Source organism: Rhizobium sp. NZLR1 (assembly GCF_017357385.1).
Classification (GTDB): Bacteria; Pseudomonadota; Alphaproteobacteria; order Rhizobiales; family Rhizobiaceae; genus Rhizobium.
The window spans coordinates 2,377,971-2,404,760 of sequence record NZ_CP071632.1 but is presented as its reverse complement, the minus strand read 5'-3'; the positions used below and the strand labels follow the sequence as shown (position 1 = coordinate 2,404,760).

At 60.9% G+C, this 26,790-nt stretch carries 29 protein-coding genes, 1 tRNA gene and 1 pseudogene; 14 read left to right on the top strand and 17 right to left on the bottom strand.

The annotated features are described in order from the left end of the window. Positions 1–48: 48 nt before the first annotated feature. A tRNA-Leu gene (locus J3O30_RS12030) sits at positions 49–133 on the bottom strand. Between the two features lie 182 nt (positions 134–315). Between J3O30_RS12030 and lipB the strand changes: the two genes are divergently transcribed. Continuing rightward, a complete protein-coding gene (lipB, locus tag J3O30_RS12025; protein ID WP_207580572.1) occupies positions 316–1,035 on the top strand; it encodes a lipoyl(octanoyl) transferase LipB in 720 nt (239 codons plus the stop codon). Between the two features lie 157 nt (positions 1,036–1,192). Beyond that, positions 1,193–1,837, top strand: a complete 645-nt coding sequence (locus tag J3O30_RS12020) for a methyltransferase (protein WP_207580571.1) — start codon at positions 1,193–1,195, stop codon at positions 1,835–1,837. 61 nt (positions 1,838–1,898) lie between these two features. On the opposite strand, the gene J3O30_RS12015 is transcribed toward J3O30_RS12020, so the two are convergent. From J3O30_RS12015 to J3O30_RS12005, 3 genes are all read right to left on the bottom strand, one after another. Continuing rightward, positions 1,899–2,264, bottom strand: a complete 366-nt coding sequence (locus J3O30_RS12015) for a hypothetical protein (protein WP_207580570.1) — start codon at positions 2,262–2,264, stop codon at positions 1,899–1,901. A gap of 310 nt (positions 2,265–2,574) precedes the next feature. Beyond that, positions 2,575–3,084, bottom strand: coding sequence for a BON domain-containing protein (locus tag J3O30_RS12010; RefSeq protein ID WP_207580569.1), 510 nt, complete (start codon positions 3,082–3,084; stop codon positions 2,575–2,577). A 109-nt stretch (positions 3,085–3,193) separates the two neighbouring features. After that, positions 3,194–3,688: a peptide deformylase gene (locus J3O30_RS12005; protein ID WP_207580568.1), complete on the bottom strand. Its 495-nt coding sequence runs from the start codon at positions 3,686–3,688 to the stop codon at positions 3,194–3,196. Positions 3,689–3,950: 262 nt separating this feature from the next. On the opposite strand from J3O30_RS12005, the gene mgtE reads away from it, so the two are divergent. Then, positions 3,951–5,366 (top strand): magnesium transporter, encoded by a 1,416-nt coding sequence (gene mgtE / locus J3O30_RS12000; protein WP_207580567.1) that lies wholly within the window; start codon positions 3,951–3,953, stop codon positions 5,364–5,366. Between the two features lie 65 nt (positions 5,367–5,431). Beyond that, complete coding sequence (locus J3O30_RS11995; protein ID WP_037073057.1) at positions 5,432–5,824, top strand: MerR family DNA-binding transcriptional regulator; 393 nt, start codon at positions 5,432–5,434, stop codon at positions 5,822–5,824. Positions 5,825–5,836: 12 nt separating this feature from the next. Here the strand turns inward: J3O30_RS11995 and J3O30_RS11990 are convergent, their stop codons facing one another. Continuing rightward, positions 5,837–6,826 (bottom strand): DUF1624 domain-containing protein, encoded by a 990-nt coding sequence (locus tag J3O30_RS11990; protein WP_207580566.1) that lies wholly within the window; start codon positions 6,824–6,826, stop codon positions 5,837–5,839. Continuing rightward, entirely contained in the window at positions 6,826–7,590 is a 765-nt protein-coding gene (locus tag J3O30_RS11985) for a DUF599 domain-containing protein (RefSeq protein ID WP_207580565.1), read from the bottom strand. The genes J3O30_RS11990 and J3O30_RS11985 overlap by 1 nt, the downstream gene beginning before the upstream one ends. A 194-nt stretch (positions 7,591–7,784) precedes the next feature. On the opposite strand from J3O30_RS11985, the gene J3O30_RS11980 reads away from it, so the two are divergent. Continuing rightward, on the top strand, positions 7,785–9,188 hold the full coding sequence (locus tag J3O30_RS11980) for an L-serine ammonia-lyase (RefSeq protein ID WP_207580564.1): 1,404 nt from the start codon (positions 7,785–7,787) through the stop codon (positions 9,186–9,188). Between the two features lie 61 nt (positions 9,189–9,249). Continuing rightward, positions 9,250–9,687 (top strand): DUF1489 family protein, encoded by a 438-nt coding sequence (locus J3O30_RS11975; RefSeq protein WP_207580563.1) that lies wholly within the window; start codon positions 9,250–9,252, stop codon positions 9,685–9,687. 49 nt (positions 9,688–9,736) lie between these two features. Here J3O30_RS11975 and J3O30_RS11970 read toward each other — a convergent pair whose 3' ends face one another. The 7 genes and pseudogenes from J3O30_RS11970 to J3O30_RS11940 form a co-directional block, all read right to left on the bottom strand. Then, on the bottom strand, positions 9,737–10,012 hold the full coding sequence (locus tag J3O30_RS11970; protein ID WP_164014607.1) for a hypothetical protein: 276 nt from the start codon (positions 10,010–10,012) through the stop codon (positions 9,737–9,739). Positions 10,013–10,125: 113 nt separating this feature from the next. Beyond that, entirely contained in the window at positions 10,126–11,712 is a 1,587-nt protein-coding gene (locus J3O30_RS11965; RefSeq protein ID WP_207580562.1) for a serine hydrolase, read from the bottom strand. A gap of 134 nt (positions 11,713–11,846) precedes the next feature. After that, entirely contained in the window at positions 11,847–12,632 is a 786-nt protein-coding gene (locus J3O30_RS11960) for a hypothetical protein (protein WP_207580561.1), read from the bottom strand. Between the two features lie 199 nt (positions 12,633–12,831). Continuing rightward, positions 12,832–13,437 (bottom strand): transglutaminase-like cysteine peptidase, encoded by a 606-nt coding sequence (locus J3O30_RS11955; protein ID WP_207580560.1) that lies wholly within the window; start codon positions 13,435–13,437, stop codon positions 12,832–12,834. A gap of 366 nt (positions 13,438–13,803) precedes the next feature. After that, positions 13,804–14,778, bottom strand: a pseudogene (pip, locus tag J3O30_RS11950) (prolyl aminopeptidase). Positions 14,779–15,023: 245 nt separating this feature from the next. Then, entirely contained in the window at positions 15,024–15,635 is a 612-nt protein-coding gene (locus J3O30_RS11945) for a PilZ domain-containing protein (RefSeq protein WP_207580559.1), read from the bottom strand. Positions 15,636–15,759: 124 nt separating this feature from the next. Further along, positions 15,760–16,404, bottom strand: coding sequence for a PAS domain-containing protein (locus J3O30_RS11940; protein ID WP_207580558.1), 645 nt, complete (start codon positions 16,402–16,404; stop codon positions 15,760–15,762). 263 nt (positions 16,405–16,667) lie between these two features. On the opposite strand from J3O30_RS11940, the gene J3O30_RS11935 reads away from it, so the two are divergent. Together J3O30_RS11935 and J3O30_RS11930 are read left to right on the top strand one after the other, a co-directional pair. After that, positions 16,668–17,459: a rhomboid family intramembrane serine protease gene (locus J3O30_RS11935; protein WP_207580557.1), complete on the top strand. Its 792-nt coding sequence runs from the start codon at positions 16,668–16,670 to the stop codon at positions 17,457–17,459. A 94-nt stretch (positions 17,460–17,553) separates the two neighbouring features. Continuing rightward, on the top strand, positions 17,554–17,988 hold the full coding sequence (locus J3O30_RS11930) for a CBS domain-containing protein (protein ID WP_164014594.1): 435 nt from the start codon (positions 17,554–17,556) through the stop codon (positions 17,986–17,988). Between the two features lie 44 nt (positions 17,989–18,032). Here the strand turns inward: J3O30_RS11930 and J3O30_RS11925 are convergent, their stop codons facing one another. From J3O30_RS11925 to folE, 3 genes are all read right to left on the bottom strand, one after another. Further along, entirely contained in the window at positions 18,033–18,995 is a 963-nt protein-coding gene (locus J3O30_RS11925; RefSeq protein ID WP_207580556.1) for a patatin-like phospholipase family protein, read from the bottom strand. Between the two features lie 116 nt (positions 18,996–19,111). Then, positions 19,112–19,564: a phosphoribosyl-AMP cyclohydrolase gene (gene hisI, locus J3O30_RS11920; protein WP_207580555.1), complete on the bottom strand. Its 453-nt coding sequence runs from the start codon at positions 19,562–19,564 to the stop codon at positions 19,112–19,114. 25 nt (positions 19,565–19,589) lie between these two features. After that, positions 19,590–20,204 (bottom strand): GTP cyclohydrolase I FolE, encoded by a 615-nt coding sequence (gene folE / locus J3O30_RS11915; RefSeq protein WP_164014590.1) that lies wholly within the window; start codon positions 20,202–20,204, stop codon positions 19,590–19,592. 310 nt (positions 20,205–20,514) lie between these two features. Here folE and J3O30_RS11910 point away from each other — a divergent pair, with 310 nt between their 5' ends. From J3O30_RS11910 to thrS, 4 genes are all read left to right on the top strand, one after another. Then, positions 20,515–20,961, top strand: a complete 447-nt coding sequence (locus tag J3O30_RS11910; RefSeq protein WP_207580554.1) for an iron-sulfur cluster assembly scaffold protein — start codon at positions 20,515–20,517, stop codon at positions 20,959–20,961. 5 nt (positions 20,962–20,966) lie between these two features. Next, positions 20,967–21,380, top strand: a complete 414-nt coding sequence (gene yidD / locus J3O30_RS11905) for a membrane protein insertion efficiency factor YidD (protein WP_207580553.1) — start codon at positions 20,967–20,969, stop codon at positions 21,378–21,380. Beyond that, positions 21,377–21,904 (top strand): DUF1697 domain-containing protein, encoded by a 528-nt coding sequence (locus J3O30_RS11900; RefSeq protein ID WP_207580552.1) that lies wholly within the window; start codon positions 21,377–21,379, stop codon positions 21,902–21,904. Before yidD ends, J3O30_RS11900 begins: the two co-directional genes overlap by 4 nt. Positions 21,905–22,025: 121 nt before the next feature. Further along, positions 22,026–24,011, top strand: a complete 1,986-nt coding sequence (gene thrS, locus J3O30_RS11895; RefSeq protein WP_207580551.1) for a threonine--tRNA ligase — start codon at positions 22,026–22,028, stop codon at positions 24,009–24,011. Between the two features lie 262 nt (positions 24,012–24,273). Here the strand turns inward: thrS and J3O30_RS11890 are convergent, their stop codons facing one another. Next, positions 24,274–25,374: a hypothetical protein gene (locus tag J3O30_RS11890; protein WP_207580550.1), complete on the bottom strand. Its 1,101-nt coding sequence runs from the start codon at positions 25,372–25,374 to the stop codon at positions 24,274–24,276. Positions 25,375–25,487: 113 nt separating this feature from the next. Between J3O30_RS11890 and J3O30_RS11885 the strand changes: the two genes are divergently transcribed. After that, entirely contained in the window at positions 25,488–26,072 is a 585-nt protein-coding gene (locus tag J3O30_RS11885; RefSeq protein ID WP_207580549.1) for a nitroreductase, read from the top strand. Beyond that, entirely contained in the window at positions 26,072–26,683 is a 612-nt protein-coding gene (locus J3O30_RS11880; RefSeq protein ID WP_207580548.1) for a flavin reductase family protein, read from the top strand. The genes J3O30_RS11885 and J3O30_RS11880 overlap by 1 nt, the downstream gene beginning before the upstream one ends. Positions 26,684–26,790: the final 107 nt, after the last annotated feature.

Sequence of the window (26,790 nt, the reverse complement as noted above, 5' to 3'; positions counted from 1 at the left end):
GAGGTGAAATCCAAATCGTCGCTTAGAAAGCGATTCCCAGAAGGGAAATGGTGCGGTCGAGAAGACTCGAACTTCCACGGGTTGCCCCACAGCGACCTCAACGCTGCGCGTCTACCAATTCCGCCACGACCGCATCGTGGTAGGTGCCGATTTGCGTCGGCGGGGCAGCATGTAGCAAAAGCATTTGGGGTGCACAAGGGCGATATGACAGTTTTTTTCAAAAGCGGTCACAGCATTTGAATTGCCCCCGAAACGGGTCCATATAGCTGTCCTGCCGCCCCCTTTTTTCAGGCATTTCGGGGACAGCGGCAAGGAATGGCCATGCTTCGCACCGATCTCGAATTCTCCATGCTCCCGAATCTCGGCACCCGCCCGGTGCGTTGGCGCATCGCCGATGGCCTCGTTCCCTATGCGGAGGCTGTGGAGACAATGGAGCGCGAGGTGGCGGCGATATCAGATGGCGGCGACGAACTCGTCTGGCTCGTCGAACATCCGCCGCTCTATACCGCCGGCACCAGCGCCAATGCCAGGGATCTCGTCCAGCCAGACCGTTTTCCGGTTTTTGCGACGGGGCGAGGCGGTGAATATACCTATCATGGGCCTGGCCAGCGCGTCGCCTATGTGATGCTCGACCTGAAGCGCAGACGCCAGGACGTGCGCGCCTTCGTCACCGCGCTTGAAGATGTCGTCATCCGCACGCTCGACATGATGAATGTGCGCGGCGAGCGACGTGAAGATCGCGTCGGCGTCTGGGTGCGCCGGCCGCAAAAGCCATTGCTTCCCGATGGGACAATGGCAGAGGACAAGATCGCCGCCCTCGGCATAAGGCTGCGGAAATGGGTGACTTTCCACGGACTGTCGCTCAACGTCGATCCCGATCTCGATCATTTCGGCGGCATCGTGCCCTGCGGGATTTCAGCCTATGGCGTCACCAGCCTCGTCGATCTTGGCTTGCTGGTGATGATGGCTGATGTCGATATCCGGCTGCGCACCGCCTTCGAGGCGGTTTTCGGCGAAACGACGAGCGAAAACTGACCTTTCTCGACGGCAATTTGGTGCCTTTCACCGCCGCTAGATTCTGCAGTGAGGATCGGCAAGGTAAGAACGTCCGCAACGAAAGCTTTAACTTATTATTAGCGCTGCCGCATGTATATGACACCATAATCTCGTGATGCGGAAGTCTTTGCAAATAATGAAAAAACAGGCAGTGGCAAGCTGGTCATTCTTCGACGTGTATTTCGTTCTCGACATTCTCGAGAAAGTCCTCATCGGCTATTTCTTCGCTGCGATCGTCATGCGAATGCTGCCGCAGATGCAGGACAACAGGGCGATTATTGACGGCCTGCTGCTGGTCTCCGAGGCGGCCGCCACCTTCCTTATCCTGACGCGCCGGCCGACGAGAAATGCGTCGCTGCGCCTGTTTGACTGGATGGTCACCGCCATCGGCACGCTCTTCCCGCTGCTCGCCTCACCCTCCGCGACAGAGCCGCTTGCGCCGCTCGCACTCTGCGGCACGGTGTTGGCACTCGGTTTCGTGCTGCAGATATCGGCAAAGCTGTCATTGCGGCGAAGCTTCGGCCTGCTGCCGGCCAATCGCGGTATTAAGATTGGCGGACCCTACAAGTTTGTCCGTCATCCGATGTATGCGGGTTATCTGATGGCACATATCGGATTCTTCATGGCTCATCCGAGCCTTTGGAATTTTGCCATCTATGCAACGGCGCTTGCCGCACAATGTTTCCGCCTCTTGGCGGAGGAGCGTCTGCTCCAGCAGGATCCTGCTTATACGGCCTTCATGGCCACGACCCGCTATCGGCTGGTTCCATTCGTGTTCTAAGACGACAGAGAGCGAAATGAAAAAGAGAAGGGCCGGATTCCGGCCCTTTCTTTTGTTTGGATCAATGCGTCGCGCGGCATGCGTCGGTGCGAGAGGCGCCGCTGTCGGCACCCTTGGTGTGGGAGCCGCTCGGGCCAATCATGCTGTGGCATGGGGGCAGGGCGTTGATGCTCGCCGTTGCGGTCTTGTCGACGGCAGGGGCCGCCATCGCGCTCGGGGCGAAGCCGTCGCTATCATTGGTATAATCGCTGGAATAGGCCGCGGCCTTGCGGTTGGTGTAGTGAACGGGGGCCGGCTTCGACATCGGGCTCTGTGAAAAACCGTCGCTATCGTTGGTATAGTCGTCGGAATATGTCGGCTGGGCGAAGGCAGCGCCTGCAAGGCTGACGGCGAACAGTGACGCGGCAAGGGCAAATTTGATGCGCATGGGTCTATCTCCTCAATCTGCTGTTGAATTTCACAACATAAACTAACCCTCGGCAGCTGCGAGTTCGCGCCCCAATTCAGGCAATTTTGTGATAAATTGACGGCGTGGCCGCGACCTTTTGTCCAAATGAAATCACAGTGTTGTCAATGAAATTGACGTTCTTGTTACACAAGCCGCCTAAGCAAAAGGTCTAAATTGCGATGCAATCTGAAATTGTTAACTTTTGGTAATGTTGGCCGACTGAAATTTTGACAGGGGCGGCCGGGAGGCATCGATGCCTCCCGCATGACTTCCGTATCTTGGTGCGCGATTAGTCCTCGTTCGGGATATGCGCGTCGACACCGGTCAGCTGCAATTTGTTGCGGACATGGTGGACACCGTCGACCGAAAGCGCACCGAGCTCGACCTTACGGGCGATGCCGATCGTTTCCACCGAACCTTCCAGGGTGACGACGTGTCCGTCGGCATGAACCTCAATGCTATTGATGTCGACCTCGGGAATATTTTCGAGATTGTCGTTCACCCGTGCTTCGAGGTCGTCGCTTTCATCGCGGTCGATGGTATCGGCGCGGAGCGAATCCTTCAAGCGGTTCTCGTTGCCGTCTGCATCCGTGCCGTCGATCCGGAAGCCTTTGTTGGGATCGCTGTCGAAATTTGCCGCGGTCTCGCCATAGGGGCGGTTGGCCGGGTCGGCGCCGGTGGCGTCGGCATAGGGCCAACCGTCGTCGAGATTGCGTTCCTCGAGGTCGCGATAATCTTCCTCCCGGGAAAGCTCAGGCTTCTCCCGGGAAAACTGGGTCTTGTCACCGATCCTTGCCATTGCAGTCGCTCCTTTTTCGCTGAGGGGGTTTCTCTGCGGGAAACGCCGGCAGTGGCGAATGGTTCGGTGCAGGTGGCGATTTGTCAGGCTTGATTGTCAGGCTTGATTGTCAGATTGGTGCCTTCTCCCATTTTTTCACGAGACGGTCGCGTTTCAGCCGCGAGAGGCGCTGCAGCCAGAAAATGCCGTCGAGCTGGTCGACCTCGTGCTGGATGCAGATGGCGTGGAAATCTTCGGCTGCTTCCTCGTGCACGATGCCCTCGGCATTCTGGTAACGGAAGCGGATCGCGCGCGGGCGTGTGACCTCTTCAGTGGCGCCGGGCATGGAGACGCTGCCTTCTGCATGGCGCATCGTCTCCTTCGAGAACCAGGTGATCTCCGGGTTGATGTAGAGCCGCACGCCGTCCGTCTTGTCGAGCTCCAGCACAGTAACACGGCTGAAGACGCCGATATGGGCGGCGGTGATGCCGACGCCGGGCGCCGCCCGCATCGTCGCCACCAAGTCGTCGACAAGCGCGGCGAGCGACGAATCGAAGGCTGTCACCGGCGCGCAGACGGTCTTCAGACCAGGATGCTGATAGCGCAGAATCGGACGGAGGGGCATGGGGCAGGCTTTCTTTACTTGGATGGGGCTTGGCCGGGGTTTGGACAGGTGGCGAAACTATCGCCGGCCGTGGGCATTGTCATCAAGAGGCAGGTTTGCGGCTTTACGGCAGGGATGCTTTGGGCTAGCAGAAGCCATGAATCCCACCGCGGAAGCCGCGCGCGGGACTGGCTTATCTGATTGTTGACAATGTGTTTTCGGCCGACATTTGCGAATGTGGCGCTGTAGTCGTTGAAATTCGAACCAGATGCGAGGGCGGCAGATGACGACGACCGATGGGGAAGACCGCATCCGCAGGCGTCCCGAGGACGAGGAAGCCGATATCTACGACGAGGACGGCAATGTCCGCAGCGATTTCCTGGCGCTGGTCGGCGCCGCGATCGCCGACCGCGACACGTTGTTCCTGCGCCAGAATGTTGCCCGCCTGCATGAATCTGAGATAGGCGACCTGCTGGAAGCGATCCAGCCGGATCAGCGCCTGGCGCTGGTGCGCCTGCTTGGCGACGATTTCGACATGACTGCGTTGACCGAGGTCGACGAGGCGATCCGCCGCGAGATCGTCGACCAGATGCCGAACGAGCAGATCGCCGCCGCGATCGGCGATCTCGATTCGGACGATGCCGTCTACATTCTCGAAGATCTCGACAAGGAAGACCGGGAAGAGATCCTCGCTCAGCTGCCGTTTACCGAGCGGGTCAGGCTGCGTCGGGCGCTCGACTATCCCGAAAGCTCGGCCGGGCGCCGCATGCAGACGGAATTCGTCGCTGTGCCGCCGTTCTGGACGGTCGGCCAGACGATCGACTACATGCGCGACGAAGAGGATCTTCCCTATTCCTTCTCGCAGATCTTCGTCATCGATCCGACCTTCAAGCTGCTCGGCGCCGTCGCTCTCGACCAGATCCTGCGTACCAAGCGGCAGACGAAGATCGAGCAGATCATGCGCGAGACCAACCATCCGGTTCCGGCCGAGACGGACCAGGAGGAGGCCGCCCAGCTGTTCGAACAGTATGACCTTCTGTCGGCCGCCGTCGTCGACGAGAACGGCCGGCTGGTCGGCGTGCTGACCATCGACGACGTCGTCGACGTCATCCACGAGGAGGCGGACGAGGACATCAAGCGCCTTGGCGGCGTCGGCGACGAAGAGCTGTCGGACAATGTGCTTTCGACGGCGCGTTCGCGTTTTCTGTGGCTCTTGATCAACCTCGGCACGGCAATGCTGTCGGCCAGCGTCATCGGCCTGTTCGACGCCTCGATCGAGAAGATGATCGCACTTGCGGTGCTGATGCCGATCGTCGCCTCGATGGGCGGCAATGCCGGCACGCAGACGATGACGGTGACGGTGCGCGCGCTCGCCACCCGCGATCTCGACATCTACAATGCCGGCCGCATCATCCGCAGGGAGGCCGGCGTCGGCATCCTCAACGGCATCGTCTTCGCGACGATCATGGGCATGATCGCCGGCACCTGGTTCCACGACTATCAGCTCGGCGGGGTGATCGCGGCGGCGATGATCATCAATCTGATGGCGGCGGCGCTTGCCGGTATTCTGCTGCCGTTGCTGCTCGATAAGGTGGGGGCCGACCCGGCGATCGCGTCGTCGGTCTTCGTGACGACGGTGACCGACTGTACCGGCTTCTTCGCCTTTCTCGGCATCGCCACTTGGTGGTTCGGCATCTGAACGGTCTGATGAAATTGACTATTACGTAAAAGTCAATATTATTGCCGGTTCATGACGGGGAACCCATGCTGGTGAACAAATATTATAGCATAACGGAGCTGACGCGCGAATTCGGGGTCTCGACGCGCACGCTTCGCTTCTACGAAGACGAGGGACTGATTCATCCGGAGCGGCGAGGGCGCACCCGTCTCTTTCGCCAGGCCGACCGACGGCTCATCGGCGAAATTCTGCGCGGCCGGCGCATCGGGTTCACCATCGCAGAGATCCGCGAGATCATCCAGGTCTACAAGGAGCCGCCGGGCGAGCTCGGTCAATTGAAGCTGCTGATGAAACGCGTCGACGAGAAGCGTGACGATCTGCGCCAGAAGCGCAAGGATATCGACGACACGCTGGTGGAACTCGACAATATCGAAGAGGCCTGCCTCGGTCGCCTCGCCGAGATCGGCGTCACCACCTGAGCGGAACGAGACTTATTCCGCTTCGGCGCTGCATTCGGCGGCGATGGTCTGCACCCGCTCGTCATTCTGTATATCGATCGCGCCCGCCTGCAGCGGCGTGAACAGGGCTTGAGCCTGCAATTTCTCCAGCGTGCATTGGCAAAAGCTGTGGCAGAGCGCTTCACCCTGCTGCATGACGCAAGAGGCGTTGCATTGCTTTAGGTAAGTCGCGACCGGATCCGGCGCCTGCGGCGGGACGACGAGGGAAAGCCCGTAGGCGATGGCGATCAACACCGGCTGGTGAATGAGGTAGAAAGCAAGGCTGTGGCGGCCAAGCCTTGCCGGCCACCATGAACCGGTGCCGATGGCGGCAAGCCGATGCAGCAGTCTGGTTCTGATGCCGATCGAGGCGAAACTCAATCCAGCAAGAAAGGGCGTTGCCCAGGGAAACAGCGGCACATAGTCGTTGGACCGTTCCGGCATCACCGCAAGGCCGATCCAGGCGAGATATCTGGGATCGAAGAAGGATGAGCGAAGCAGGCCGGGTGTGCCGAAATTATCGGTAAGCCAGGCAGCAATGAGCGCCACCGTCGCGACGAGCGTGACGGCGAGCGGCAATCTGATAAAGACGATGCCGATCAGCGTCAGCACCGCGATGCAGTGCAAGATGCCGAAATAGATCCACTCGTTCGGCATCGCGATGCGCGTGGCGGTCGAGATGACGGCGGCTCCCGCGGCAATCATGCCGAAACGCTTCCAGAAGGCGGGCCAGCGGACCTCGGGTTTGCTCGAGAGCACCAGGCTGATGCCGACGATGAAGATAAACGTCGTGGCGATCGCCCGGGCATAGATCTTCAGCCAGCCTGTCTCGGCCGTGCCCGGCGCGAGATAGCCCATGAACTCCATATCCCAGCTGAAATGATAGCTCGCCATGGCGATCAGCGCGAGACCGCGCGCCGTGTCCAATAGGCCGATGCGCGGCGGCTTTACCGCCGCATCGGCTTGCGTTGCCGGCAATGTCATTAAAGTCCCTCGGGCAAATCACGTCCGTCGCTCGACGGCATGTCGCGGCCAAACGCGGAAAGGTGGAAATTCGACGGCGGGCCGGCATCCATGATCGCCAACCGCGCCTGCGAAAAGAATTGCCGCCGTGTCAGAACGAAGATGACGATCGCCGTCGTCAGCATGAAGACATAAGGGTTGATGAACCAGCCGAGATAACCGATCGACAGGAAGATCGCCCTGAGGCCTTCGTTGAAATTGCTGCCGGCAATGACATTCATGCGGATGACGCGTTCGGCGGCCCGCTCGGCGGCGATGACGTCGCGTTCGGTATCGCGCAGCATCGGGATCGAGCCGAACAGAATGGTGCAGTAGTTGAACAACCGATAGGACCAGCCGAACTTGAAGAAGGCGTAGCCGAACAGCACTGCCAGCCCGCCGACCTTCATCTCGAAAACGGCATGGCCGCCATGCAAGACGAAGGGCAGGTCGGCGAAGACGGCGTCGACCTTCTCCGTCGCCCCGAGCAGCGCAAAGCAACTGCCCAATGCGAAGATCGAGGTCGAAGCGAAGAAGGCGGTGCCGTTCTGCAGGCCTGCCATGATCTGCGTGTCGATCATCTTCAGGTCGCGGCGCAGCGAGTTATAGATCCATTCCCGCCGCCGTTCGATCATCGCATGGGTGAGGCTGGTGCGTCCGAAGAAGGTGCGGCCATGCAGCAGCCAGGAATAGCCCATCCAGACACAGGCAAAGAAGGCCAGAGCGATATAGTCCGCCGTCGTCATCAGTGATTCAGTCTCCGCATGAAGTGCGGCCACCTTACATATGCATCGAAATGCTGCAATGACTGGTAAGGCGGGCCTCATCGTTTTAGTGTTCAGCCGCAATGTCGCACCGGCTCCATGCGATGTCGGTGTGCCGCACGGATTGAAAACCGGCATCGCTTAAGCTTGCATCCTCGTAATCAGAAGGCGCATCCATGTTTCTCTCGGTATTCGATGTCTTCAAGATCGGTGTCGGGCCGTCGAGCTCGCACACGATGGGTCCGATGTCGGCGGCCAACCGGTTTCTCGACCTGATCCTGTCTGACGAATGGCCGCGCCCATCCTCAGGCGCCCAGGTCGTCGCGATCAAGGTCAGCCTGCACGGCTCGCTTGCCCATACCGGCATCGGCCACGGCACCGGCAGGGCGGTCATTCTCGGCCTGATGGGCGAGGCGCCCGACAGTGTCGATCCCGACAAAATGGACGGCATCGTCGACACGGTGGAGCGCACCGGCCGCATCACGCCGGAGGGGCATCCCGCCTATCAGTTCCAGCCGAAGACAGACCTGATCTTCGACAAGAAACAGCCGCTGCCCGGTCATGCCAACGGCATGGTCTTTTCCGCCTATGACAGGGACGGCCGGCTACTCGTCAAGCGTATCTATTATTCGGTCGGCGGCGGCTTCGTCGTCACCGACACCGAGTTGGAGCAGATGCGGGCGAAAAAGAACGCGGCCGGCGGCACGCGCGTGCCCTATCCCTTCGCCACCGCAAAACAGATGCTCGAGATGGCGGAGCGCTCAGGGCTGTCGATCGCCCAGATGAAGCGGGCAAACGAGGAGAGCCAGCGCAGCCAGGAAGAGCTCGATCAGGGGCTCGACCGCATCTGGGAGGCGATGCGCTCCTGTATCGAGCGCGGCCTCAAGGTCGATGGCATCATGCCGGGCGGCCTCAACGTCAAGCGCCGTGCCCGCAGGATTCACGACAAGCTGGAGGAGGAGTGGCGCAGCAACCGCGTCAACCCGCTGCTCGCCAACGACTGGCTGAGCGTCTATGCGATGGCCGTCAACGAGGAGAATGCCGCCGGCGGGCGCGTCGTCACGGCGCCGACCAATGGTGCGGCCGGCGTCATCCCGGCGACGATCCGCTACTACGAGCACTTCCACGAGGACTGGGATCAGAACGGCATCCGCGATTACCTGCTGACGGCTGCGGCCATCGGCGGCATCATCAAGCACAATGCCTCGATCTCGGGCGCCGAGGTCGGCTGTCAGGGCGAAGTCGGCTCGGCAGCGGCAATGGCGGCCGCAGGCCTTGCCGCCGTCATGGGCGGCACGCCCGAGCAGATCGAGAACGCCGCCGAGATCGCCCTCGAACATCATCTTGGCATGACCTGCGATCCGGTTGCGGGCCTGGTGCAGGTTCCCTGCATCGAGCGCAACGCACTCGGGGCCGTCAAGGCGGTGACCGCAGCGTCACTCGCTGTCAAGGGCGACGGCCAGCACTTCGTGCCGCTCGATGCCTGTATCGAGACAATGCGCCAGACCGGCCACGACATGAGCGAGAAGTACAAGGAAACCTCGACCGGCGGCCTTGCCGTCAACGTGGTCGAGTGCTGAGTTTGTGGACGCGTGATGCTTCTTGCTTGACGCCCGCTGCCAAAAGGATTTCAACGGCGGCATGGCATTGCATCTCATCAAACTCTGCGTCGGCGCCGACTCGATAGACGATCTGCGCGAATGGGTGGCGGAACGCTCGCTGCGCGCCATCGCCGCCGGGCTCGAGCCGCATTCGGTGCACACGACGCGCATGGCGCCGAAACGCATGGACGAGCTGCTTGACGGCGGCTCGCTCTATTGGGTGATCAAAGGCCAGGTGCAGGCGCGGCAGAGGCTGCTCGACATCGAGACCTTCACTGACGGCGAGGGTATTTCGCGTTGCCGCCTGATGCTGGGCCCGGAGGTCATCGAGACGGCCGTGCAGCCGAAGCGTCCCTTCCAGGGCTGGCGTTATTACACTGAGGATGACGTGCCGCGCGACCTGATGAGCCTTGGGGCAGGCATTGTCGAAATGCCCGCGGACCTGCGCCGCGAGCTGACGGAACTTGGTCTGCTCTAACGTCTGTCGCCCAAAAACGCGTCCTGGTTCTGGGCTACACTACCAAGCTTCAACGCAGGCGCAGTTGCACCGGCACACTGCCGTCCTGCGAGGTCACATGCAGATGGATGCGGGCCTCGGGCTGGGAATAGCGCCAGGCGCGGGCACCATGGCTAAGCAGCAGATTGATGAGATCGCGGGTCTTTGGAGACTTCGCCTTCGGACGCTGCAGGCCCATTTCGGCCAGCCGCAACGCAGCCTCGTGCAACGGATGCAGCGATGAGCGCCCCTTGGCCGGCATGCGGCGGTCTGAAGGCATTCCCGGAACATTCTCATTGATTGCCATTGTTTTCCCCGTACGCAACACTGATCGAGTTCAAGAACGGTGGCCGGAAACGCAAACACCGATTCCGGCCATTACCGATGCCGCCGGCCATCTTGCCGGCAGCATCGAATAGCTCATTGGGCAGCCGCCCAGCACTTGATTCCGGCCTTCTTCAAGGCCTTGCAGGCATTGACCGCATCGCGCTGGTCATCGAAACCGCCGAAGCGGGCGCGGTAAAGCTGGTCACCGCCGGCGGCATAGGCGACGGCGAAAGGCTTTGCCGAGGCCAGCGCCTTGCCGCCCTTGCTCTTGGCGCTTTCCAGGAGATCCATGGCCATCTGCCGGCTCGGCGAGACGCCGACCTGCACGACCCAGCCGGCCGGGCCATTGTCGGTTGAAGCGGCACTGGTCGAGGTCGGCGTGGTCGAAGCGGTGGTGACGTTATCGACCGCCGTATCGTCCCGTTCCTGCGGCAAGGCAGCGGGTGCCGGTTTCGGCACGGCGAGCGATGCTTGCTGCTTGATGGTCGTGGTCTTGACCTTGGTCGGCGCCGGCATTGGCTGGGCTACCAGCGGGTTGTCGGATTTCGCCTGAGCCGTCTCGACATAAGCGACCTCGGTCTCGGCGACCTGATAACGGGCATCCGGCAGCGGGCCCTTGTGCGGCAGGCTGAGATCGGCGGCAGCGGCCGAAACCGGCGGCTGCGCTGCGGTGATCACCTTGGCCATTTGCGGCTGGGCCTTCTGCTGGACCTTCTGTGGCATGACCGGAGCAGGTGTCTCAATCATCGCCGGGGCAGGGGCCGCCTCTGCGATCAGGGCCGACGACCCGCCGCGGCTCGATGCCTTCGGCAGGTAGGTGGCGATCAGATTGCGCATCTGGGTATCGCGGGCAGGCGTCGAAGCGCCGCCGAGCACGACACCGACGATCGACTTGCCGTCGACCTGCACCGAACTGACCAGATTGAAGCCGGCAGCGCGGGTATAACCGGTTTTGATGCCGTCGACGCCACGCACGGAGCCGACAAGGCGGTTGTGGCTGCGGATCGTGCGGCTGCCGAACTTGAAGGCGCGGGTGGAGAAATAGCCGTAATATTGCGGGAAATGCTGCCGAAGGGCGATGCCGAGGCGGGCCTGGTCGCGCGCCGTCGTCATCTGCGCGGTATTCGGCAGGCCGTTGGCATTGCGATAGGTGGTGCGTGTCATGCCGAGCGCATGCGCCTTGGCGGTCATCAACTGGGCGAAACGATCCTCGCTGCCGCCGCCGAGCATTTCGCCGAGCGCCGTTGCGGCATCATTGGCCGACAGGGTGACGAGGCCGAGAATGCCTTGCTCGACGGTGATCGTGCCGCCGGCGCGAACACCGAGCTTGGTCGGCGCCTGGGCTGCCGCATGAGCGGAGAAGGGAACCGGCGTATCGAGACGGATACGACCCTGCTCCAGCGCCTCGAAGGTCATGTAGATGGTCATCATCTTGGTCAGGGAGGCGGGGTATTGCAGCCGATCGGCATTCTCGCTGTAGAGAACGTTACCGGTCTTGGCGTCGACGACGATGCCTGCATACTTCGAATTCGCCGCCTCAGCTTCGGCGCTTACCGAATCGACCAGGACGATCGTGACGGCCACCGAAAGGATCGCCAGCAGCTTGGCGAAAAAGCTGCCGGATCGGGACGATGGTACGGGGGAGACTGACCTTGACACTATTCCACTCTTCGCTTGCATTTCAGATATTTGGCACTTCAACTATCGGCAGGAACCGCACACCTCCCACCGTACAGCCCGTCTTCAAAATCTACCGATTGGGCGTTACCAATCCGTTTATGATGAATCGTTTATTTCGCTGTCCGGGGAGCATTTTAGGGACTTGTCGCAGAACGGTTCACAAGACGCGCGTCCACAAAGGTGCGGATAGCGGCATCAATATGGTCCCAGTCGTCGAGATGGCTGCTTGAGAAGCGGTAGAGAACGCTGAGATCCCTGCCAACCTTGATATCGCGCTGACAATCCCCGCTCGAAGCCTTGTCGGGGACGGAAGGCAACAGGCAGCGCACGACGTAATCCGGCCCGCCCTTGACGGGCGCCGTCAGCAGCACCTCGTCGCCGTAACCGGCGTCGGCGCGAAGACGGTGCAGCGTCAGGCCGTCGCGGAAGGGTGCGGCCGGTCCTTCGAGCAGATGCGAATAGATCGGCTCCAGCCGCCCGGACATGTCGCGCGACATTGTGCTCTGGGTAATCTGCAGGAAGATCAGGCCGGAGGATTGGGCGACATCGTCGAATCGAAGGTGGTTTTCCTTGCCGTAGCCCTGCATATCAGGCCAGGCGAGATAGAGATCGACACGCTCGGCCGCACCGTCATGCCTTTGACTCGGGAAGCGGATGGCATTCTCGGGGAATTTCACGGTATCGCGGCCGATGGCCAGCGTGATCTCGACCGTACTGTCGGTGTTGCCGGCAAGCGAGATATGCCGGCCGAACCAACGGCCGCCGATGCTGATGGCAACCGTCAGGACCGCCAGGACGGCAATCACCGCCATCGTGCGGAGCAGAAAGCCCATGGAAAAAAGCGGCTGCTCGTCGGGTGCGCTGCGCGCGGCATGGCTCATGGCGGTTCTTCGTGTTTCGGTCCGCCGCAGGAGGAACATGAGCCGCCGGTGCCGATGATGAGTCTGATCGGCATGATCGGACTGGCACGGTTAATAATTCGCTAAGATTTCAGGGGTGTGGGTCGCCTGGGGACGAATGCCTGTCCCAAAAAAGAGCGAGCCGTTCCCGGGACAGCGGGAACGGCTCTTGGGCGCCGGTCGGGACGGGATGCGGGGACTGACCGGGCGCAGACTATTCTTACTTGACGCTACCAACCGCGACAGTGCGGCCGTCCTGGAGCTTCGACCAGCGGGCCGGATCGTCGGCGGACTGGCGCTTCAGGTAGGTGTATTCGGTATCCGACCACAGCAGCACCTTGTTGCGCATGTTGTCGAGGATGAAGTCGCCGTGATCGGTGCGGACCGTCAGCACGGCATGGCCTTCGCCGTTCGGCTGCAGCACGACGGTGATCAGCGTGTCGGATGGCGAGAAGCCGTCTTCGATCAGCATCTTGCGCTTCAGCAGGGCATAATCCTCACAGTCGCCGACAGTTGTCGGATAGGCCCAGCGTTCTTCGACGCCGTAAATCTGTTCATCCGTCTCCGGCTGGATCGTCGAATTGACGGTGTAATTGACCTTGAGAATTTCTTTCCAGCGATCCTCGGTGAGGATGGTCGGCCCGGCATCGCCGCCGGCAAAGGCACATTCCGTCGGATTCGCCTTGCAGAATTCATAGTGCCCGATCGGCGGGCTGGCATTGCCCGCCAGGGCCATGCTGGCGGGCATCGCCTGTCCCGAACCCGCCATTGCCATCATGAGGGCACCGGCCAGAAGACCGCCTTTCAGGATGTTTGCAGTTGTCATTGCCGTCTCCCCGTAAGTTGAGGCGACAATGACACGGACGTTTTTATCTCACGGAAAATTGCGTAATAGAATTAAATGCTTAGTTGATTCAAATGCCAAGAAAACTTGACTAAAAACAATCTCGAATGCGCCTAAAATTCGACGCGCATTTGTCTCGAAATCGATTAAAATTATAATTCCTGCAACAAGGCTTTTCACCCGCGAAAAGCTTGCATTGCCGTCCTGGCGTTAAGGATTTTCGTTGAGCCGGGTAAAGGCAGATTGCGGTCCTGCGGCGCGCAGCCGGTCGGCAATGCCGGCGGAATCGGCCGATTCGACCCGCTCGAAAGCAGACTGTCGCTCGGATTTCAGATTCCGGCGGAAAAATTATTTTTGATGGAGATGGCGAAATCGATCGGTGGCGGCGACGATCGCGGCGCTCATCGCGGGATTTGCGGTGGAATGGGCAGCATGCGGAAGAATCTGCAGCTCGCTTTGCGGCCAGGCGCGGGCCAGTTCCCAGGCGGTCACCAGCGGGGCCTCGATATCGAACCGTCCCTGCAGCAGGATCGCTGGAATGCCTGTCAGCCGTTCAACGTTGTTCAAAAGCTGGCCGTCCTCCAGCCAGGCGCCATTGGTAAAATAGTGGGTGATGATGCGGGCACGCGTCAGCATATAGGCCGGATCGGCCCAGCGGCGCGGCAGGCCTTCAGGATCGGCGAGCAGGATGGAAGCCGCTTCCCAGTCATGCCAGTCGCGCGCCGCTTTCACGCGCGTCTCGGAGTTGGGATGGTTGAGCAGATGATGATAGGCGGCAACCATGTCCTGATCTTGCCCCTGGCTGCCTGAGCAAGCCGCCTGGCGAAAACGGTGCCATTCTTCCGGGAAAAGCGGCGCCATGCCGCGATAGAGCCAGTCGATTTCCGAGCGCCTTGTGGTGGTCACACCTGCGAGGACGACCGCCGAGACGCGCTGCGGATGGGTTTCGGCATAGGCGAGAGCCAGCGTCGCTCCCCAGGAATTGCCGAAAACGAGCTAGGTGTCGATGCCGAAGAAGACCCGCAGCCGTTCGATATCGGCAACACTATGCCAGGTGGTGTTGAGGGAGAGATCGGTTTCGGGATCGGCAGCGCTCGGCAGGCTGCGGCCGCAATTGCGCTGATCGAACAGAATGATTCGATAGGTGTCCGGATCGAAATGGCGCCGCGCCGTGGTCGAACAGCCGGAGCCAAGCCCGCCATGCAGCACCAGCGCCGGCCGGCCCGCGGGACTGCCGCAGGTCTCCCAATAGATCAGATTGCCGTCGCCCGTGTCGAGCAGGCCATAATCATTGGGTTCGATTTTCGGATAGAGAGCTGCCATCGTTCTGCCTGTCGCAGGTTGTTCCACTCATAACCTTTACTAGAAGATAGGTTGGAACCACTTGCGACAGGATGTTCTGCTTGCTTTCCAAAGCCAGATTGGTCTCCGCTTGCAGATCTGTTGCGGTGAAGCCCAGGCGTTTCAACACGACCTGACCGGGTGCGGCCCGGACCTGCCATCATCTTCAGCGGAGTCCGTCAGGACATTGCACCCACCACGAAGAGCGGCGGCAACGTCGCGGTCTGTTAGAGGAATTCGCGCAGCGTGTCGCGGGACTGGATCGACAGGAATTCGATCGCCACACCTTCGACGAAATGGCGGACGACGCGACCGCGCATGTTGCCGAGCCGCACAGCCGTTCCAATCGACGGGCGCATCTCGACGTCGACGGCAGCGCCCGACAGCGAAAGGTCCATGATGCGGCAGGTATAACGTGTGCCGTCTTCGAGCGTCAGCTCGGTATTCGTGTCGCGTGGCGTCAGGCGGTCATGGCGACGGTCTTCCGGCAGGCCGAGTTCGTGCTTGTTGGCAAGCCAGGTGAGCTGGGCGGCGAGCTTCTCGCGCTTCCGCTCGGTGGCATTGATCGACATGGTGAAGCCGCGGCCATCGAGCGTCTGGACATAACCTTCGACGCGGCCGAGATGGTCAATATAGGCGACGACACGTTCGTTGGTGCGTGGCCGACCGAGGCAGGTGACGTACATATCGCCAGGCGACATGTCGATCACTATGCATTCGAACTCCTCGTAATTCGCAAGCATCAGCCGGCCCTGCATATTGATGGGCACGCGCTGAAAAACGCCCTGTTCAGGGCGCGGCGCAGGTCTTTGCGTCTGAGCTGGCTGGAACGAGTGCATCAAATGGCTTCTTCATCAAAATCGCAGAGAGTGATCTTTACCCGCAATCCCTTAACAGAAGGTTGTTTGGCCTCATTCGGACATAGCGGAAAACGAGTATCCGCTATGTCCTGAAACGAAACGGTCAGTGCGCCTCCGCACTCAGCAGCTGCGACACCATGCGGCGCATGACCTGCCCGAAGCCGAGGCTTTTGCCGGCAACGATTTCGTTGATGGGGCGTTGTTCAGCTGGTGTGGCCGTGCCGAATTTTCCGGGCAGCAGTCGGCTGCGGTCGAGCGCCAGGAATTCCAGCGGCACGATCTCCAGCCAGCTCGCAGCCGCCGTGGGTGCGATCCCGCCGAGTAGCCGATCGCAGGCGCCGCCCGGCGAGCGCAGTGGCATCATGATGATCTCGAAGGAGGCCTGATGACCGACGGTGCTGTAGCCCGTCGCATTGAACAGGGCTGGCATGGTATGGTCCATCACACCCATTGCCGTGCGTTCGATGTCGGCGTGCTGGCCGTTTGCCCAGAGCGAGGCGAAACGTTCACCACGCAGATCCCGCCCAAACAGATCGCAGATGCGGGTGCCGGCGAGCCGGAAGCCGATGTCACCTCTCTCGCGCGTCTCGAGAATAAACAGGCTTTGGAGCAGATGGGGTACGGCGGAGGGTTCGACCTGCTGTTTCAGCGGCGCATCGGCAGCGCCGCGGATACGGTTCCAGTAGTCAAAAATCTCGATGGTCGTTTGCACACGCATTTTACACCAACCTGTCCCATTCCGGATCATTTTCGGGCAATCATTGCCCCGACAGGCTCTACCTTGCGGATTTCATGCCAAACCGCGGCGGTTAAGGTTAAGAAACGGTTTCGGTTGAGATGCTGTGCCCGTCGTGACACTGTCCGGTCATCGCTTCGACTTTCGAAGTTCAGCACAACCTGCCCGGGCCGAGGTCTTTCCTTGAACTCCCGGTATGCCGTCCGGCACTTCGGACGGCTTTTTTTTTGACAGGTGGTCCTGTATGGGTGTGGCCTCAACGAGGCGATATTGAAATGAATGAGCAGACGGCCGAGCCGCATAAGGCGCCCGAACCTCCCGAGGTCCAGCCGCTGGCAAAGCCGCCGCGCGTGCCGGTCTTCAACCTTCCGCCGGCGCTGTTCTTCAGCCTTTGTCTGCTTGTTGTCATCTATGCGGTGCAGGAGCTCGTGCTTTCAGACGATGCGCTGAGTTGGCTATTCTTCACCTTCGGCTTCGTTCCCGCCCGCTATGTGATTCCACTGTCGCAGCAAGGGCTGGAGCTGTTCTGGACGCCGGTCACCTATTCACTGCTGCACGGCAGCGTCCAGCATATCGTCTTCAACGCCTTCTGGCTGATGGCCTTCGGCGCGCCGGTCGTGCGCCGCATCGGAACGCTGCGTTTTGTGCTTTTCTGGCTTTTTTCGGCCGTCGCATCGGCGGCCTTGCATGCGGTCCTGAACTGGGGAGATGTGACGCTGCTGATCGGCGCGTCGGGCGTCATTTCCGGGTTGATGGGCGCCGCCTGCCGATTCGCCTTTCCGGCCGAACGTCGGCCGATGCTGCCTGCGCATCTCAATGCCCGGCTTTCCATCGTCGAGGCGCTGCAGAGCCGCACGGTCGTCATTTTCATGCTGCTCTGGCTGGTCGGCAACGCCCTGATCGCCGTCGGCATCCCGCTCGTCGGCGATAGTGATCAGGCGATTGCCTGGGACGCGCATATCGGCGGCTTCGTCTTCGGCTTCCTGTTGTTTTCGCTGTTCGACCGGGCGCCGCGCCCACCGGGGATGGAAGCTGCGGGAACAGAGAAGGATCTGTTGCAATCCTGAGCCGGGCGGTGCACCATCGACCTATTATCCGCGATGGGGGGAGAAACCGCCGCGGATGCCTGTGACAAGTGTTTCACGGACATAGGAGGTTCGAATGACCAGTTCAGTCAAAGCAATCCTCGACCTGAAAGGCAGGGACGTCGTCACCGCCGGGCCGAACACCACCGTCGCCGAGGCGGCCGCCATCCTCAGCAAGAAGAAGATCGGCGCTATCGTCGTCGTCGGCATGGAAAACCGGATTTCCGGCATGTTCACCGAGCGTGACCTCGTGCATGCGATCGCCAAACACGGCAAGGACGGGCTCGACCAGTCGCTTGCCCAGGTCATGACTGCGAAGGTCTACCGCTGCCATGAGGAGACGACCGTCAACGAGCTGATGGAGCTGATGACCAGCCGCCGCTTCCGGCATGTGCCGGTGGAAAGCAACGGCAAGCTTGCCGGCATCATCTCGATTGGTGACGTGGTAAAATCTCGCATCGCCGAAGTTGAGCGCGAGGCCGAGGAGATCAAGGCCTATATCGCCGGCTGAGGTCTTGCCGGCCTCAAGCGCTACGGGCTTTCGGACGATATCCATCAGGGGGAGGTGGCGTAAACTTCCTGCATGCGTTTGATTTCGGGGAGTCTTGCCCTGGCTTCCTCGTAGCCGCGTTCGATCGCCTCGCCGGCCCGGTGGAATTCCGAAAGGCCGATGTAGCTCAGACGCGGCTGCAGCGAAATATCCGGCGGGTCGCCGGCAAGGCGGGCGCGGGCGATCCTATCCTGGATGATGTTGAATGCCTGCACCATGACGCCGGTCATGCCGAGACGGGCATAGGGCGCCTCTTCCTGCTTCTGCACTTCCTGCGGCGAAAGGCTGGCGTTGTGCCGGACGACGGCCGAGCGGCCATAGAGATCGTAATTGAGATTGACTGCGACGACCAGCGGCTGCTCGTAGGCGCGGCAGACGGAGACGGGGACGGGGTTGACCAGCGCGCCGTCGACCAGCGTGCGGTGATTGCTGCGCACGGGCTCGAAAATGCCGGGCAGGGCATAGGAGGCGCGCAGCGCGGTAATCAGCAAACCATTGGCGATCCAGACCTCGTGACCAGTATTGACCTCGGCGGCGACGGCGACGAACGGCCGGTCGAGATCCTCGACGTTCAAGCCTTCCAGATGTTCCTGCATACGCTTGGTCAGCCGCATGCCACCGAACAGGCCGCTGCCGCCGATGGTGAGATCGAGGAGGCTTGCGATCCGGCGCATCGTCAGCGAGCGGGCGAAACTTTCGAGTTCATCGAGTTTGCCGGCGAGATAGCAGCCGCCGACCAGCGCGCCGATCGAGGTGCCGGCAATCATGCCGATCTCGATTTTTGCCTCGTCGAGGGCGCGCAGCACGCCGATATGGGCCCAGCCGCGGGCAGCACCACCGCCGAGCGCCAGCGCGATCTTGATTTTCTTGATGGGTGCTGGAGGCGGGATCACCTCGATCGTGGTGGATATGGCGGTACCGGAACCTTCGCCTTCAGAGCTTTGACGATGCAAATTCCAGCTCAGCATGGCGCTCTCCCTCCCAGCAGAACACTTTGGGTCCCGATAGTGTGCCCGATCAGTTTCCAAATGGTATATAGAAGCGGTTTCTGGCGCAATAAGGAGCAAATGCCGGCGCGTTCGGCTTATTTCCCGTAAACGTCCTGCGGATCGAAATGACGCTCGTCGTCGACGATATCCAGCATTGGCTTTCCGTCTTGAAGCGTAATCGTCCGATAGAAGCAGGAGCGGCGGCCGGTGTGACAGGTGGCGTCGTGGCCGGCGACCTCGACTTTCAGCCAGATGGCGTCCTGATCGCAATCGGTGCGAATTTCCTTCACCGTCTGGAGATTGCCCGAGGTTTCACCCTTCTTCCAGATCTTGCCCCGCGAACGGCTGAAATAATGAGCCGTGCCGGTCTGGATGGTCAGCGCCAGCGCCTGGGCGTTCATGTGCGCCACCATCAGCAACTCGCCGTCGCCAGCGTCGGTGACGATCGCGGTGATCAGGCCGCGGTCATCGAAACGCGGCGTGAAATCGCCGGCGTCTTCCAACGCCGACTTGTCCTCGGATGGTTGATTGAAGATCATTTGACTCATCGCGGCCCTCCTGAGGGAGCCGGTATCAGCGGCTCCGCACCATGGTCATGAAACGGGCCTGATCGGCCGGCTCGGTCTTGAACGTACCCGTAAACGTCGTCGTCAACGTGGTCGAGCCCTGCTTCTGAACGCCGCGCATCGCCATGCACATATGTTCGGCCTCGATCAATACCGCGACACCGCGCGGATTAAGCGTATCGTCGATGGCCCGGGCGATCTGCGCGGTCATCGTTTCCTGCGTCTGCAGGCGGCGGCCATAAATCTCGACCACGCGGGCGATCTTCGACAGGCCGAGCACACGCCCGTCCGGCATGTAGGCGACGTGGGCCTTGCCGATGATCGGCACCATGTGGTGTTCGCAATGCGAGAAGAACGGAATGTCCTTGACGAGGACCATGTCGTCGTACCCGGCGACCTCTTCGAAGGTGCGGCCGAGCACGTCTTCCGGCGCCATGTCGTAGCCGGAAAAAAGCTCGCGGTACGATTTGACGACACGGGCCGGCGTTTCGAGCAGGCCTTCGCGGGTCGGGTTGTCACCGGCCCAGCGCAGCAGCACACGAACGGCTTCCTCCGCCTCCTGCTGAGAGGGGCGATCGGAGTCGCGGTTGGTCTGCGGAAAGTTTTTTACGATGGCGTCCATGAACAATGGTCTCCTGGTCCGCACCGCGGACCCATCTGTCGGAATCGCCACTGGTCAATCCCATGCGGGAATTCATGCACCTTTGGCAGGCTCCGGGGCTTTCAAGGCGCATTCAACGCCCGTCCGGCACGGTTTCCCAATCAAACTTACACGAGGCCATTGCATTTTCATGGCCTTCGAACGACATACATATAGGAAGACGGCCATCGTATGTAAGTATCCTCAGATGACACGGTGTGTTTTTTGTTTCAATAACAATAACAGCCCTTATTGAGGCCGATCCGCAGTGATTTTGGAGCGGAAATCCGACATGGACGACATCTACAACAGCAAGATCCTCGAATTCGCCGGCAATATTCCGTTGACCGGCACGTTGGCGGAGGCCGATGCGAGCGCCCAGGCCTATTCGAAACTTTGCGGCTCGAAGGTGCGAATCTGGCTGAAGATGGACGGCGATACCGTGACCGGTTTTGCCCATGACGTGAAGGCCTGCGCGCTCGGCCAGGCCTCGTCCTCGATCATGGCCCGCCATGTCGTCGGCGCCACATCGGGCGAATTGCGCCAGGCACGCCAGGACATGCTTGCCATGTTGAAGGCGGATGGAGCGGGGCCCGAGGGACGGTTCGAAGACATGCGCTATCTGCTGCCGGTGCGGGACTACAAGGCCCGCCATGCCTCGACGATGCTGACCTTCGATGCGGTCGTCGATGCGATCGGGCAGATCGAGGCGAAACGGGCTGAGTTTGTCGAGGCGTAACGGAGATGTGCGAGTTCTGCGCCCTGCAGGCAAGCGATGAGGATGACGGCGGTGCCGCCGGACCTGAAAAACCGCGTGAAAAGGCCGCACACACATCCCGCAATTATACCGGTCCGTTCCGCAAGACTCCCGACCGCCTGCTCGGGATGGGTTTTATCCGCCTCTACCAGCTGACGCTTTCCAGCTTTGTCGGCAATTCCTGCCGCCATATCCCCACCTGCTCCGAATACGGCTATGAGTCGATCGCCCGCCACGGCCTGTGGGCTGGCGGCTGGATGACGTTGTTTCGGGTCGGCCGCTGCGGCCCGGGTGGCACCAGCGGCCTCGACCAGGTGTCTGAAGTGCTCGGCGATCAGTTCCGCTGGTGGACGCCGTGGCGGTATCTCTCCCTCGGACGCAAGAAAGGGTGGGCGCCATGAGTACCTTCATCGCCCTTCTGCACAGCATTGTCCTGACGCCCGATCGCCGCGTTATCATGCAGGATTTGCGCGCACTGGCCGAAGAGCTCGGTTATCGCGAACCGCGCACGCTGGTTTCCACTGGCAATCTGGTTTTCGAAGCCGACGATATGCGGCCGCACGAACTCGAGGTGACCTTGGAAGAGGGCTTTGAAGAAAAGTTCGGCAAACACGTCGATATCGTCGTGCGCAACGACTGCAGCTGGATGGCGCTTTGCAGCACCAATCCCTTCAAGGATGGCAACGCCGACCAGGTCATCGTCCGGGTGATGCGACTGCCGGTCGATCCGAAGAAGGTGGAGGCGCTGAAACCGCTGATGACGGAGGGACAGCGCATCGCCGTCGTCGGCGGCGATCTTTGGATCGATTTTGCCGGCAAACCCAGCCAATCCAAGCTGCTTTCGGCCCTGACGAACAAGCGGATAGGCGTCGGGACGATGCGTAACTGGAACACCGTGTGCGGCCTTGCCGAGATGATCATGTAGGCCGGCTTCTTCTTTACTCACGAGAGAAATCTGATTATCAGGCGGGAGCGCATCCAAAGACGGAGGCGCTGCCGTTGCAACCACCCGCATTCGTTGGCGGGACTGGACAAGGAGAATTTCGATGTCCCAAGCTATTTCCCTGACATTTCCCGATGGTTCCGTGCGCAGCTACGATGCTGGCGCAACCGGCCGGGATGTCGCCGAATCCATTTCCAAGTCGCTTGCCAAGAAGGCGGTCGCCATTGCGATCGACGGCACCGTGCGCGACCTTTCCGATCCCGTGACGACGGGCCGGATCGAGATCATCACCCGCAACGACGACCGCGCCCTGGAACTTATCCGCCACGACGCGGCGCACGTCATGGCCGAAGCGGTGCAGGAGCTCTGGCCCGGCACTCAGGTGACGATCGGCCCGGTCATCGAAAACGGATTCTACTACGACTTTGCCAAGAACGAGCCCTTCACGCTCGACGATCTGCCGAAGATCGAAAAGAAGATGAAGGAGATCATCGCCCGCAACGCCCCCTTCACCAAGCAGGTCTGGTCGCGCGAGAAGGCCAAACAGGTCTTCGCCGACAAGGGTGAGCAGTACAAGGTCGAACTCGTCGACGCCATCCCGGCAGGGCAGGATCTGAAGATCTATTACCAGGGCGACTGGTTCGATCTCTGCCGCGGCCCGCATATGGCCTCGACCGGCCAGATCGGCAGCGCCTTCAAGCTCTTGAAGGTCGCCGGCGCCTACTGGCGCGGCGACAGCAACAACCCGATGCTGAGCCGCATCTACGGCACGGCCTTCGCCGAGCAGTCGGAACTCGACAATTATCTGCATATGCTTGCCGAAGCCGAGAAGCGCGATCACCGCCGCCTCGGCCGCGAGATGGATCTCTTCCATTTCCAGGAAGAGGGCCCGGGCGTCGTCTTCTGGCACGGCAAGGGTTGGCGCGTCTTCCAGACGCTGGTCGCCTATATGCGCCGCCGGCTAGCCGGTGACTATCAGGAAGTCAACGCGCCGCAGGTGCTCGACAAGTCGCTGTGGGAGACCTCCGGTCACTGGGGCTGGTACCGCGACAACATGTTCAAGGTGACGGTTGCCGGTGACGACACCGACGACGACCGGGTTTTCGCGCTGAAGCCGATGAACTGCCCCGGCCATATCCAGATCTTCAAACATGGGCTGAAATCCTACCGCGAGCTGCCGATCCGGCTTGCCGAATTCGGCAATGTCCATCGCTACGAGCCGTCGGGGGCGCTGCACGGGCTGATGCGCGTGCGTGGCTTCACGCAGGACGATGCGCACATCTTCTGCACCGATGAGCAGATGGCTGCCGAATGCCTGAAGATCAACGATCTGATCCTCTCGGTCTACAAGGATTTCGGCTTCGACGAGGTCACCATCAAGCTCTCGACCCGGCCGGACAAGCGCGTCGGTTCCGACGATCTCTGGGACCGCGCCGAAAGCGTGATGATGAATGTGTTGGAGACGATCCAGCAGCAGTCGAACAACATCAAGACCGGCATATTGCCGGGCGAGGGCGCCTTCTACGGGCCGAAGTTCGAATATACGCTGAAGGATGCGATCGGCCGCGAATGGCAATGCGGCACGACGCAGGTCGACTTCAACCTGCCGGAACGCTTCGGTGCCTTCTACATCGACAGCAACTCCGAAAAGACGCAGCCTGTGATGATCCATCGCGCCATCTGCGGCTCGATGGAGCGCTTCCTCGGCATCCTGATCGAGAACTTCGCCGGCCACATGCCGCTTTGGGTATCGCCGCTCCAGGTGGTGGTCGCGACGATCACTTCGGAAGCCGACACCTACGGGCTTGAAGTGGCCGAGGCGCTGCGCGAGGCCGGTCTCAACGTCGAGACCGATTTCCGCAATGAGAAGATCAACTACAAGGTCCGCGAACACTCGGTCACCAAGGTGCCTGTCATCATCGTCTGCGGCCGGAAGGAAGCCGAGGAGCGCACGGTCAACATCCGCCGCCTCGGCAGCCAGGACCAGGTTTCGATGGAGCTCGATGTCGCCGTCGAGAGCCTTGCCTTGGAAGCGACGCCGCCCGACATCCGTCGCAAGGCCGAAGCAAAGAAAGCCAAGGCGGCCTAAAAAACGCGTCTATCCGACAGCGCCGGACTTCGGCGCTGTCGGAAGCTGATCAAGGGCTGCGATGTTGCCGCCACGATCATGCAGCCAATAACCACGCTGCAATGCGCTTCAAAGAATTCTCCATGCCAATGATGGAACGCGCGTCTGGAACGCCTTTGATCGGCACGGTCGGGCGCGGTCACGAGCCAGTCTTGCCAGTGGCGCCGCCTAAACGGGCCGGACCCAAACATCTCGGCTGAGCCGAAAACCGCTCGCGACACAATCAATCGAGGCTTGTGTCGTCGCCGCCTTGCGGTGCGAGCTGTTCGTAGGAAGGGAGTGGTGCCACGGGCGCCGGCTGGACACCTGGTGGCGGCGGCGTTCCCACAGGCACTTGCTGCACCGTGCGGGCCGCATCGTTCACCGGCGGCTGTGGCTGCTGGTCCTTCATCAGAACCTCGACATCGGTGTTCCTGCCGGCGACGATGGTGAAATCGCGCTGGTAGATCTTGTCCTTGTTGCGGGCGACGGCGGAATATCCGCCTTCGGCGAGCACCATGGTCGGGAAGGCGCTGACGCTTTCGCCGACGCTGTCGCCGGCCGCCGTCAGGATCGACCATGCCGTATCGGCGATCGCCTCACCGCCGGCATCCGAGACCAGCTTGAAGGTGACCTGCGCGGCGCGATGCTGGATCGTCGCCTCGGTCAGCTTGCCGGCTTCGACCTGGATGTCGGCGCGGATGACGGCGTTGACGCTGCCATATTCGGAGACGATGTGATAGGTGCCGGCATTCAGGCGGACGACGGTGTTCGGCGAGACATCGGCCATGACGAGGCCGCGCTCGCCGTCGTCGCGCACTTCCGAGGAATAGATCGAGAAGCTCAACTGATCGGGGCGGATGCGGGCATCGGTGCCGGAGACGGCATTGAGCAGCAGGCCGCCGGCATCGAGCACCATCACCTGCTTGTCGACCTCGCCGTCAGCGGGCACGGTCAGTTTCTTGGTAACGCCGGCGCGGCCGAAGGAAACGTTGACGAAATAATCGCCGGGAGCGAGCTGGAAGGCGGCGGGTCCGCCCTTGGCGCTGGCGATCAGCGGCAGCTTGCCGTCAGTACCGGCGATCGGGCTGAAGACGTACCAGGAGAGGCCTTCCTCGACCGGCGTGCCGTCCGCCGTCAGCTTGGCTTCCATCGCAACGTTGCGCAGCTTGACCCCTTCGGGCGCCGTGCCGGGCGCGATGAAGGCATCGAGCTTCGGCATCTTCGGCGTCGATTCAAGCTGCTTGAATTCCTTGAAGGCATCCTGAGCGCCGGCGCCGAGCGGCGTCAGTATCATCAGGGCAATGGCAAGGCCGATGCGTGCAAGAGGCGAAATGCCAAACATCTGTTTCGTGAACCGATTGACTTCTGAAATCGCAAAGGCCACTTCAAGACCAACGCGATGGCAAATTCAAGACCCACCCTTTGCAGCAGCATAAAAATGGAAGTTTCTCCCGCATGAAATCCGATATCAAGCTGATCGACTACCTCGCCGTGCGCCGCTCCATCCCCGCTTTCCAGATGTGCGAACCAGGTCCGGAGAAGGCCGAGATCGAAGAAATCCTGCGTCTTGCCTCGCGTGTTCCCGATCACGGCAAGATCGCGCCATGGCGTTTCATCGTCTATCGCGGGGACCAGCGTGTGCGTCTCGGCGAGGAGCTTCTAAAGCTGGCACTCGCAATGAAGCCCGAGCTTTCCGAAGAGATGATCCAGGTCGAGCGCGCCCGTTTCACCCGCGCGCCCGTAGTCGTCGCCGTCGTCAGCAAGGCTGGGCCGCATATCAAGATCCCGGAATGGGAACAACTGATGTCGGCCGGCGCGCTCTGCTTCAACCTCATCCTCGCCGCCAATGCCAGCGGTTACGTTGCCAACTGGCTGACCGAGTGGTTTGCCTATGACGAGCGCGCCTATCCGCTGCTCGGCGTCGGCCCGGATGAAAAGGTGGCGGGTTTCATCCATATCGGCTCGACGACATTTCCGGCGATCGAGCGGCCGCGGCCGGAACTTGCCGATACGGTGACCTGGGTCGGCGGAGAGGACTGATGTTTTACACCACCGACAGCAACCGGCATGGGCTGGCGCATGATCCCTTCAAGGCGATCGTGTCGCCGCGGCCGATCGGCTGGATCGGCAGCAAGGGCAGGGACGGCTCGATCAATCTCGCGCCCTATTCCTTCTTCAATGCGGTTTCCGACCGGCCGAAGCTGGTGATGTTTTCCTCCAGCGGGCGCAAGGACAGCCAGCGCAATGCGGCCGAGACCGGTGTCTTCACCTGCAATTTCGTCAGCCGAAATCTCACCGAGAAGATGAACCTTTCCTCGGCGGCGCTGCCCTACGGCGACAGCGAATTCGATTTCGCCTGCCTGACGCCGAAGCCGGCCGAACTCATCGACGCGCCGTATGTCGGCGAGGCTTTCGCAGTGCTCGAATGCAAGGTGACCGAGATCATCGAACCGAAGACGCTGTCGGGCGAACCGTCCGAAAACGTCTTCATCTTCGGTGAAGTGGTCGGCATCCGCATCGACGAGGCGATCGTCAGGGATGGCCGCCTCGACATGTCGCTCGCCCGCCCCGTCGCGCGTTTGGGTTATATGGACTACAGCGAAGCCAGCGAGGTCTTCGAAATGTTCCGGCCGCATCTGCCGAAGGTTTAGATCCAGACGCAAGGCCTACAAAGACTTAAGAAATATGGTGAACCAATCTTAAACCTTTTGTCGCTACGGTCGCAGCATTGAATGAAACGCGAGGGAATCGCGTTCAA

What these genes read in the sequence shown, in the direction of transcription:
- J3O30_RS11885 (WP_207580549.1), top strand. Translation starts at nt 25,488, where the DNA reads ATGAAATCCGATATCAAGCTGATCGACTACCTCGCCGTGCGCCGCTCC.
- J3O30_RS11900 (WP_207580552.1), top strand. Translation starts at nt 21,377, where the DNA reads ATGAGTACCTTCATCGCCCTTCTGCACAGCATTGTCCTGACGCCCGAT.
- J3O30_RS11990 (WP_207580566.1), bottom strand. Translation starts at nt 6,826, where the DNA reads ATGACATTGCCGGCAACGCAAGCCGATGCGGCGGTAAAGCCGCCGCGC.
- J3O30_RS11930 (WP_164014594.1), top strand. Translation starts at nt 17,554, where the DNA reads ATGACCAGTTCAGTCAAAGCAATCCTCGACCTGAAAGGCAGGGACGTC.
- J3O30_RS11985 (WP_207580565.1), bottom strand. Translation starts at nt 7,590, where the DNA reads ATGACGACGGCGGACTATATCGCTCTGGCCTTCTTTGCCTGTGTCTGG.
- J3O30_RS11975 (WP_207580563.1), top strand. Translation starts at nt 9,250, where the DNA reads ATGGCATTGCATCTCATCAAACTCTGCGTCGGCGCCGACTCGATAGAC.
- thrS (WP_207580551.1), top strand. Translation starts at nt 22,026, where the DNA reads ATGTCCCAAGCTATTTCCCTGACATTTCCCGATGGTTCCGTGCGCAGC.
- J3O30_RS11980 (WP_207580564.1), top strand. Translation starts at nt 7,785, where the DNA reads ATGTTTCTCTCGGTATTCGATGTCTTCAAGATCGGTGTCGGGCCGTCG.
- J3O30_RS11880 (WP_207580548.1), top strand. Translation starts at nt 26,072, where the DNA reads ATGTTTTACACCACCGACAGCAACCGGCATGGGCTGGCGCATGATCCC.
- J3O30_RS11970 (WP_164014607.1), bottom strand. Translation starts at nt 10,012, where the DNA reads ATGGCAATCAATGAGAATGTTCCGGGAATGCCTTCAGACCGCCGCATG.
- hisI (WP_207580555.1), bottom strand. Translation starts at nt 19,564, where the DNA reads ATGAGTCAAATGATCTTCAATCAACCATCCGAGGACAAGTCGGCGTTG.
- yidD (WP_207580553.1), top strand. Translation starts at nt 20,967, where the DNA reads ATGTGCGAGTTCTGCGCCCTGCAGGCAAGCGATGAGGATGACGGCGGT.
- J3O30_RS11935 (WP_207580557.1), top strand. Translation starts at nt 16,668, where the DNA reads ATGAATGAGCAGACGGCCGAGCCGCATAAGGCGCCCGAACCTCCCGAG.
- J3O30_RS11960 (WP_207580561.1), bottom strand. Translation starts at nt 12,632, where the DNA reads ATGTTCCTCCTGCGGCGGACCGAAACACGAAGAACCGCCATGAGCCAT.
- J3O30_RS11925 (WP_207580556.1), bottom strand. Translation starts at nt 18,995, where the DNA reads ATGCTGAGCTGGAATTTGCATCGTCAAAGCTCTGAAGGCGAAGGTTCC.
- J3O30_RS11945 (WP_207580559.1), bottom strand. Translation starts at nt 15,635, where the DNA reads ATGCACTCGTTCCAGCCAGCTCAGACGCAAAGACCTGCGCCGCGCCCT.
- J3O30_RS12005 (WP_207580568.1), bottom strand. Translation starts at nt 3,688, where the DNA reads ATGCCCCTCCGTCCGATTCTGCGCTATCAGCATCCTGGTCTGAAGACC.
- J3O30_RS11955 (WP_207580560.1), bottom strand. Translation starts at nt 13,437, where the DNA reads ATGACAACTGCAAACATCCTGAAAGGCGGTCTTCTGGCCGGTGCCCTC.
- lipB (WP_207580572.1), top strand. Translation starts at nt 316, where the DNA reads ATGGCCATGCTTCGCACCGATCTCGAATTCTCCATGCTCCCGAATCTC.
- J3O30_RS11910 (WP_207580554.1), top strand. Translation starts at nt 20,515, where the DNA reads ATGGACGACATCTACAACAGCAAGATCCTCGAATTCGCCGGCAATATT.
- mgtE (WP_207580567.1), top strand. Translation starts at nt 3,951, where the DNA reads ATGACGACGACCGATGGGGAAGACCGCATCCGCAGGCGTCCCGAGGAC.
- J3O30_RS11890 (WP_207580550.1), bottom strand. Translation starts at nt 25,374, where the DNA reads ATGTTTGGCATTTCGCCTCTTGCACGCATCGGCCTTGCCATTGCCCTG.
- J3O30_RS12010 (WP_207580569.1), bottom strand. Translation starts at nt 3,084, where the DNA reads ATGGCAAGGATCGGTGACAAGACCCAGTTTTCCCGGGAGAAGCCTGAG.
- J3O30_RS12020 (WP_207580571.1), top strand. Translation starts at nt 1,193, where the DNA reads ATGAAAAAACAGGCAGTGGCAAGCTGGTCATTCTTCGACGTGTATTTC.
- J3O30_RS12015 (WP_207580570.1), bottom strand. Translation starts at nt 2,264, where the DNA reads ATGCGCATCAAATTTGCCCTTGCCGCGTCACTGTTCGCCGTCAGCCTT.
- J3O30_RS11940 (WP_207580558.1), bottom strand. Translation starts at nt 16,404, where the DNA reads ATGATCCGGAATGGGACAGGTTGGTGTAAAATGCGTGTGCAAACGACC.
- J3O30_RS11995 (WP_037073057.1), top strand. Translation starts at nt 5,432, where the DNA reads ATGCTGGTGAACAAATATTATAGCATAACGGAGCTGACGCGCGAATTC.
- folE (WP_164014590.1), bottom strand. Translation starts at nt 20,204, where the DNA reads ATGGACGCCATCGTAAAAAACTTTCCGCAGACCAACCGCGACTCCGAT.
- J3O30_RS11965 (WP_207580562.1), bottom strand. Translation starts at nt 11,712, where the DNA reads ATGCAAGCGAAGAGTGGAATAGTGTCAAGGTCAGTCTCCCCCGTACCA.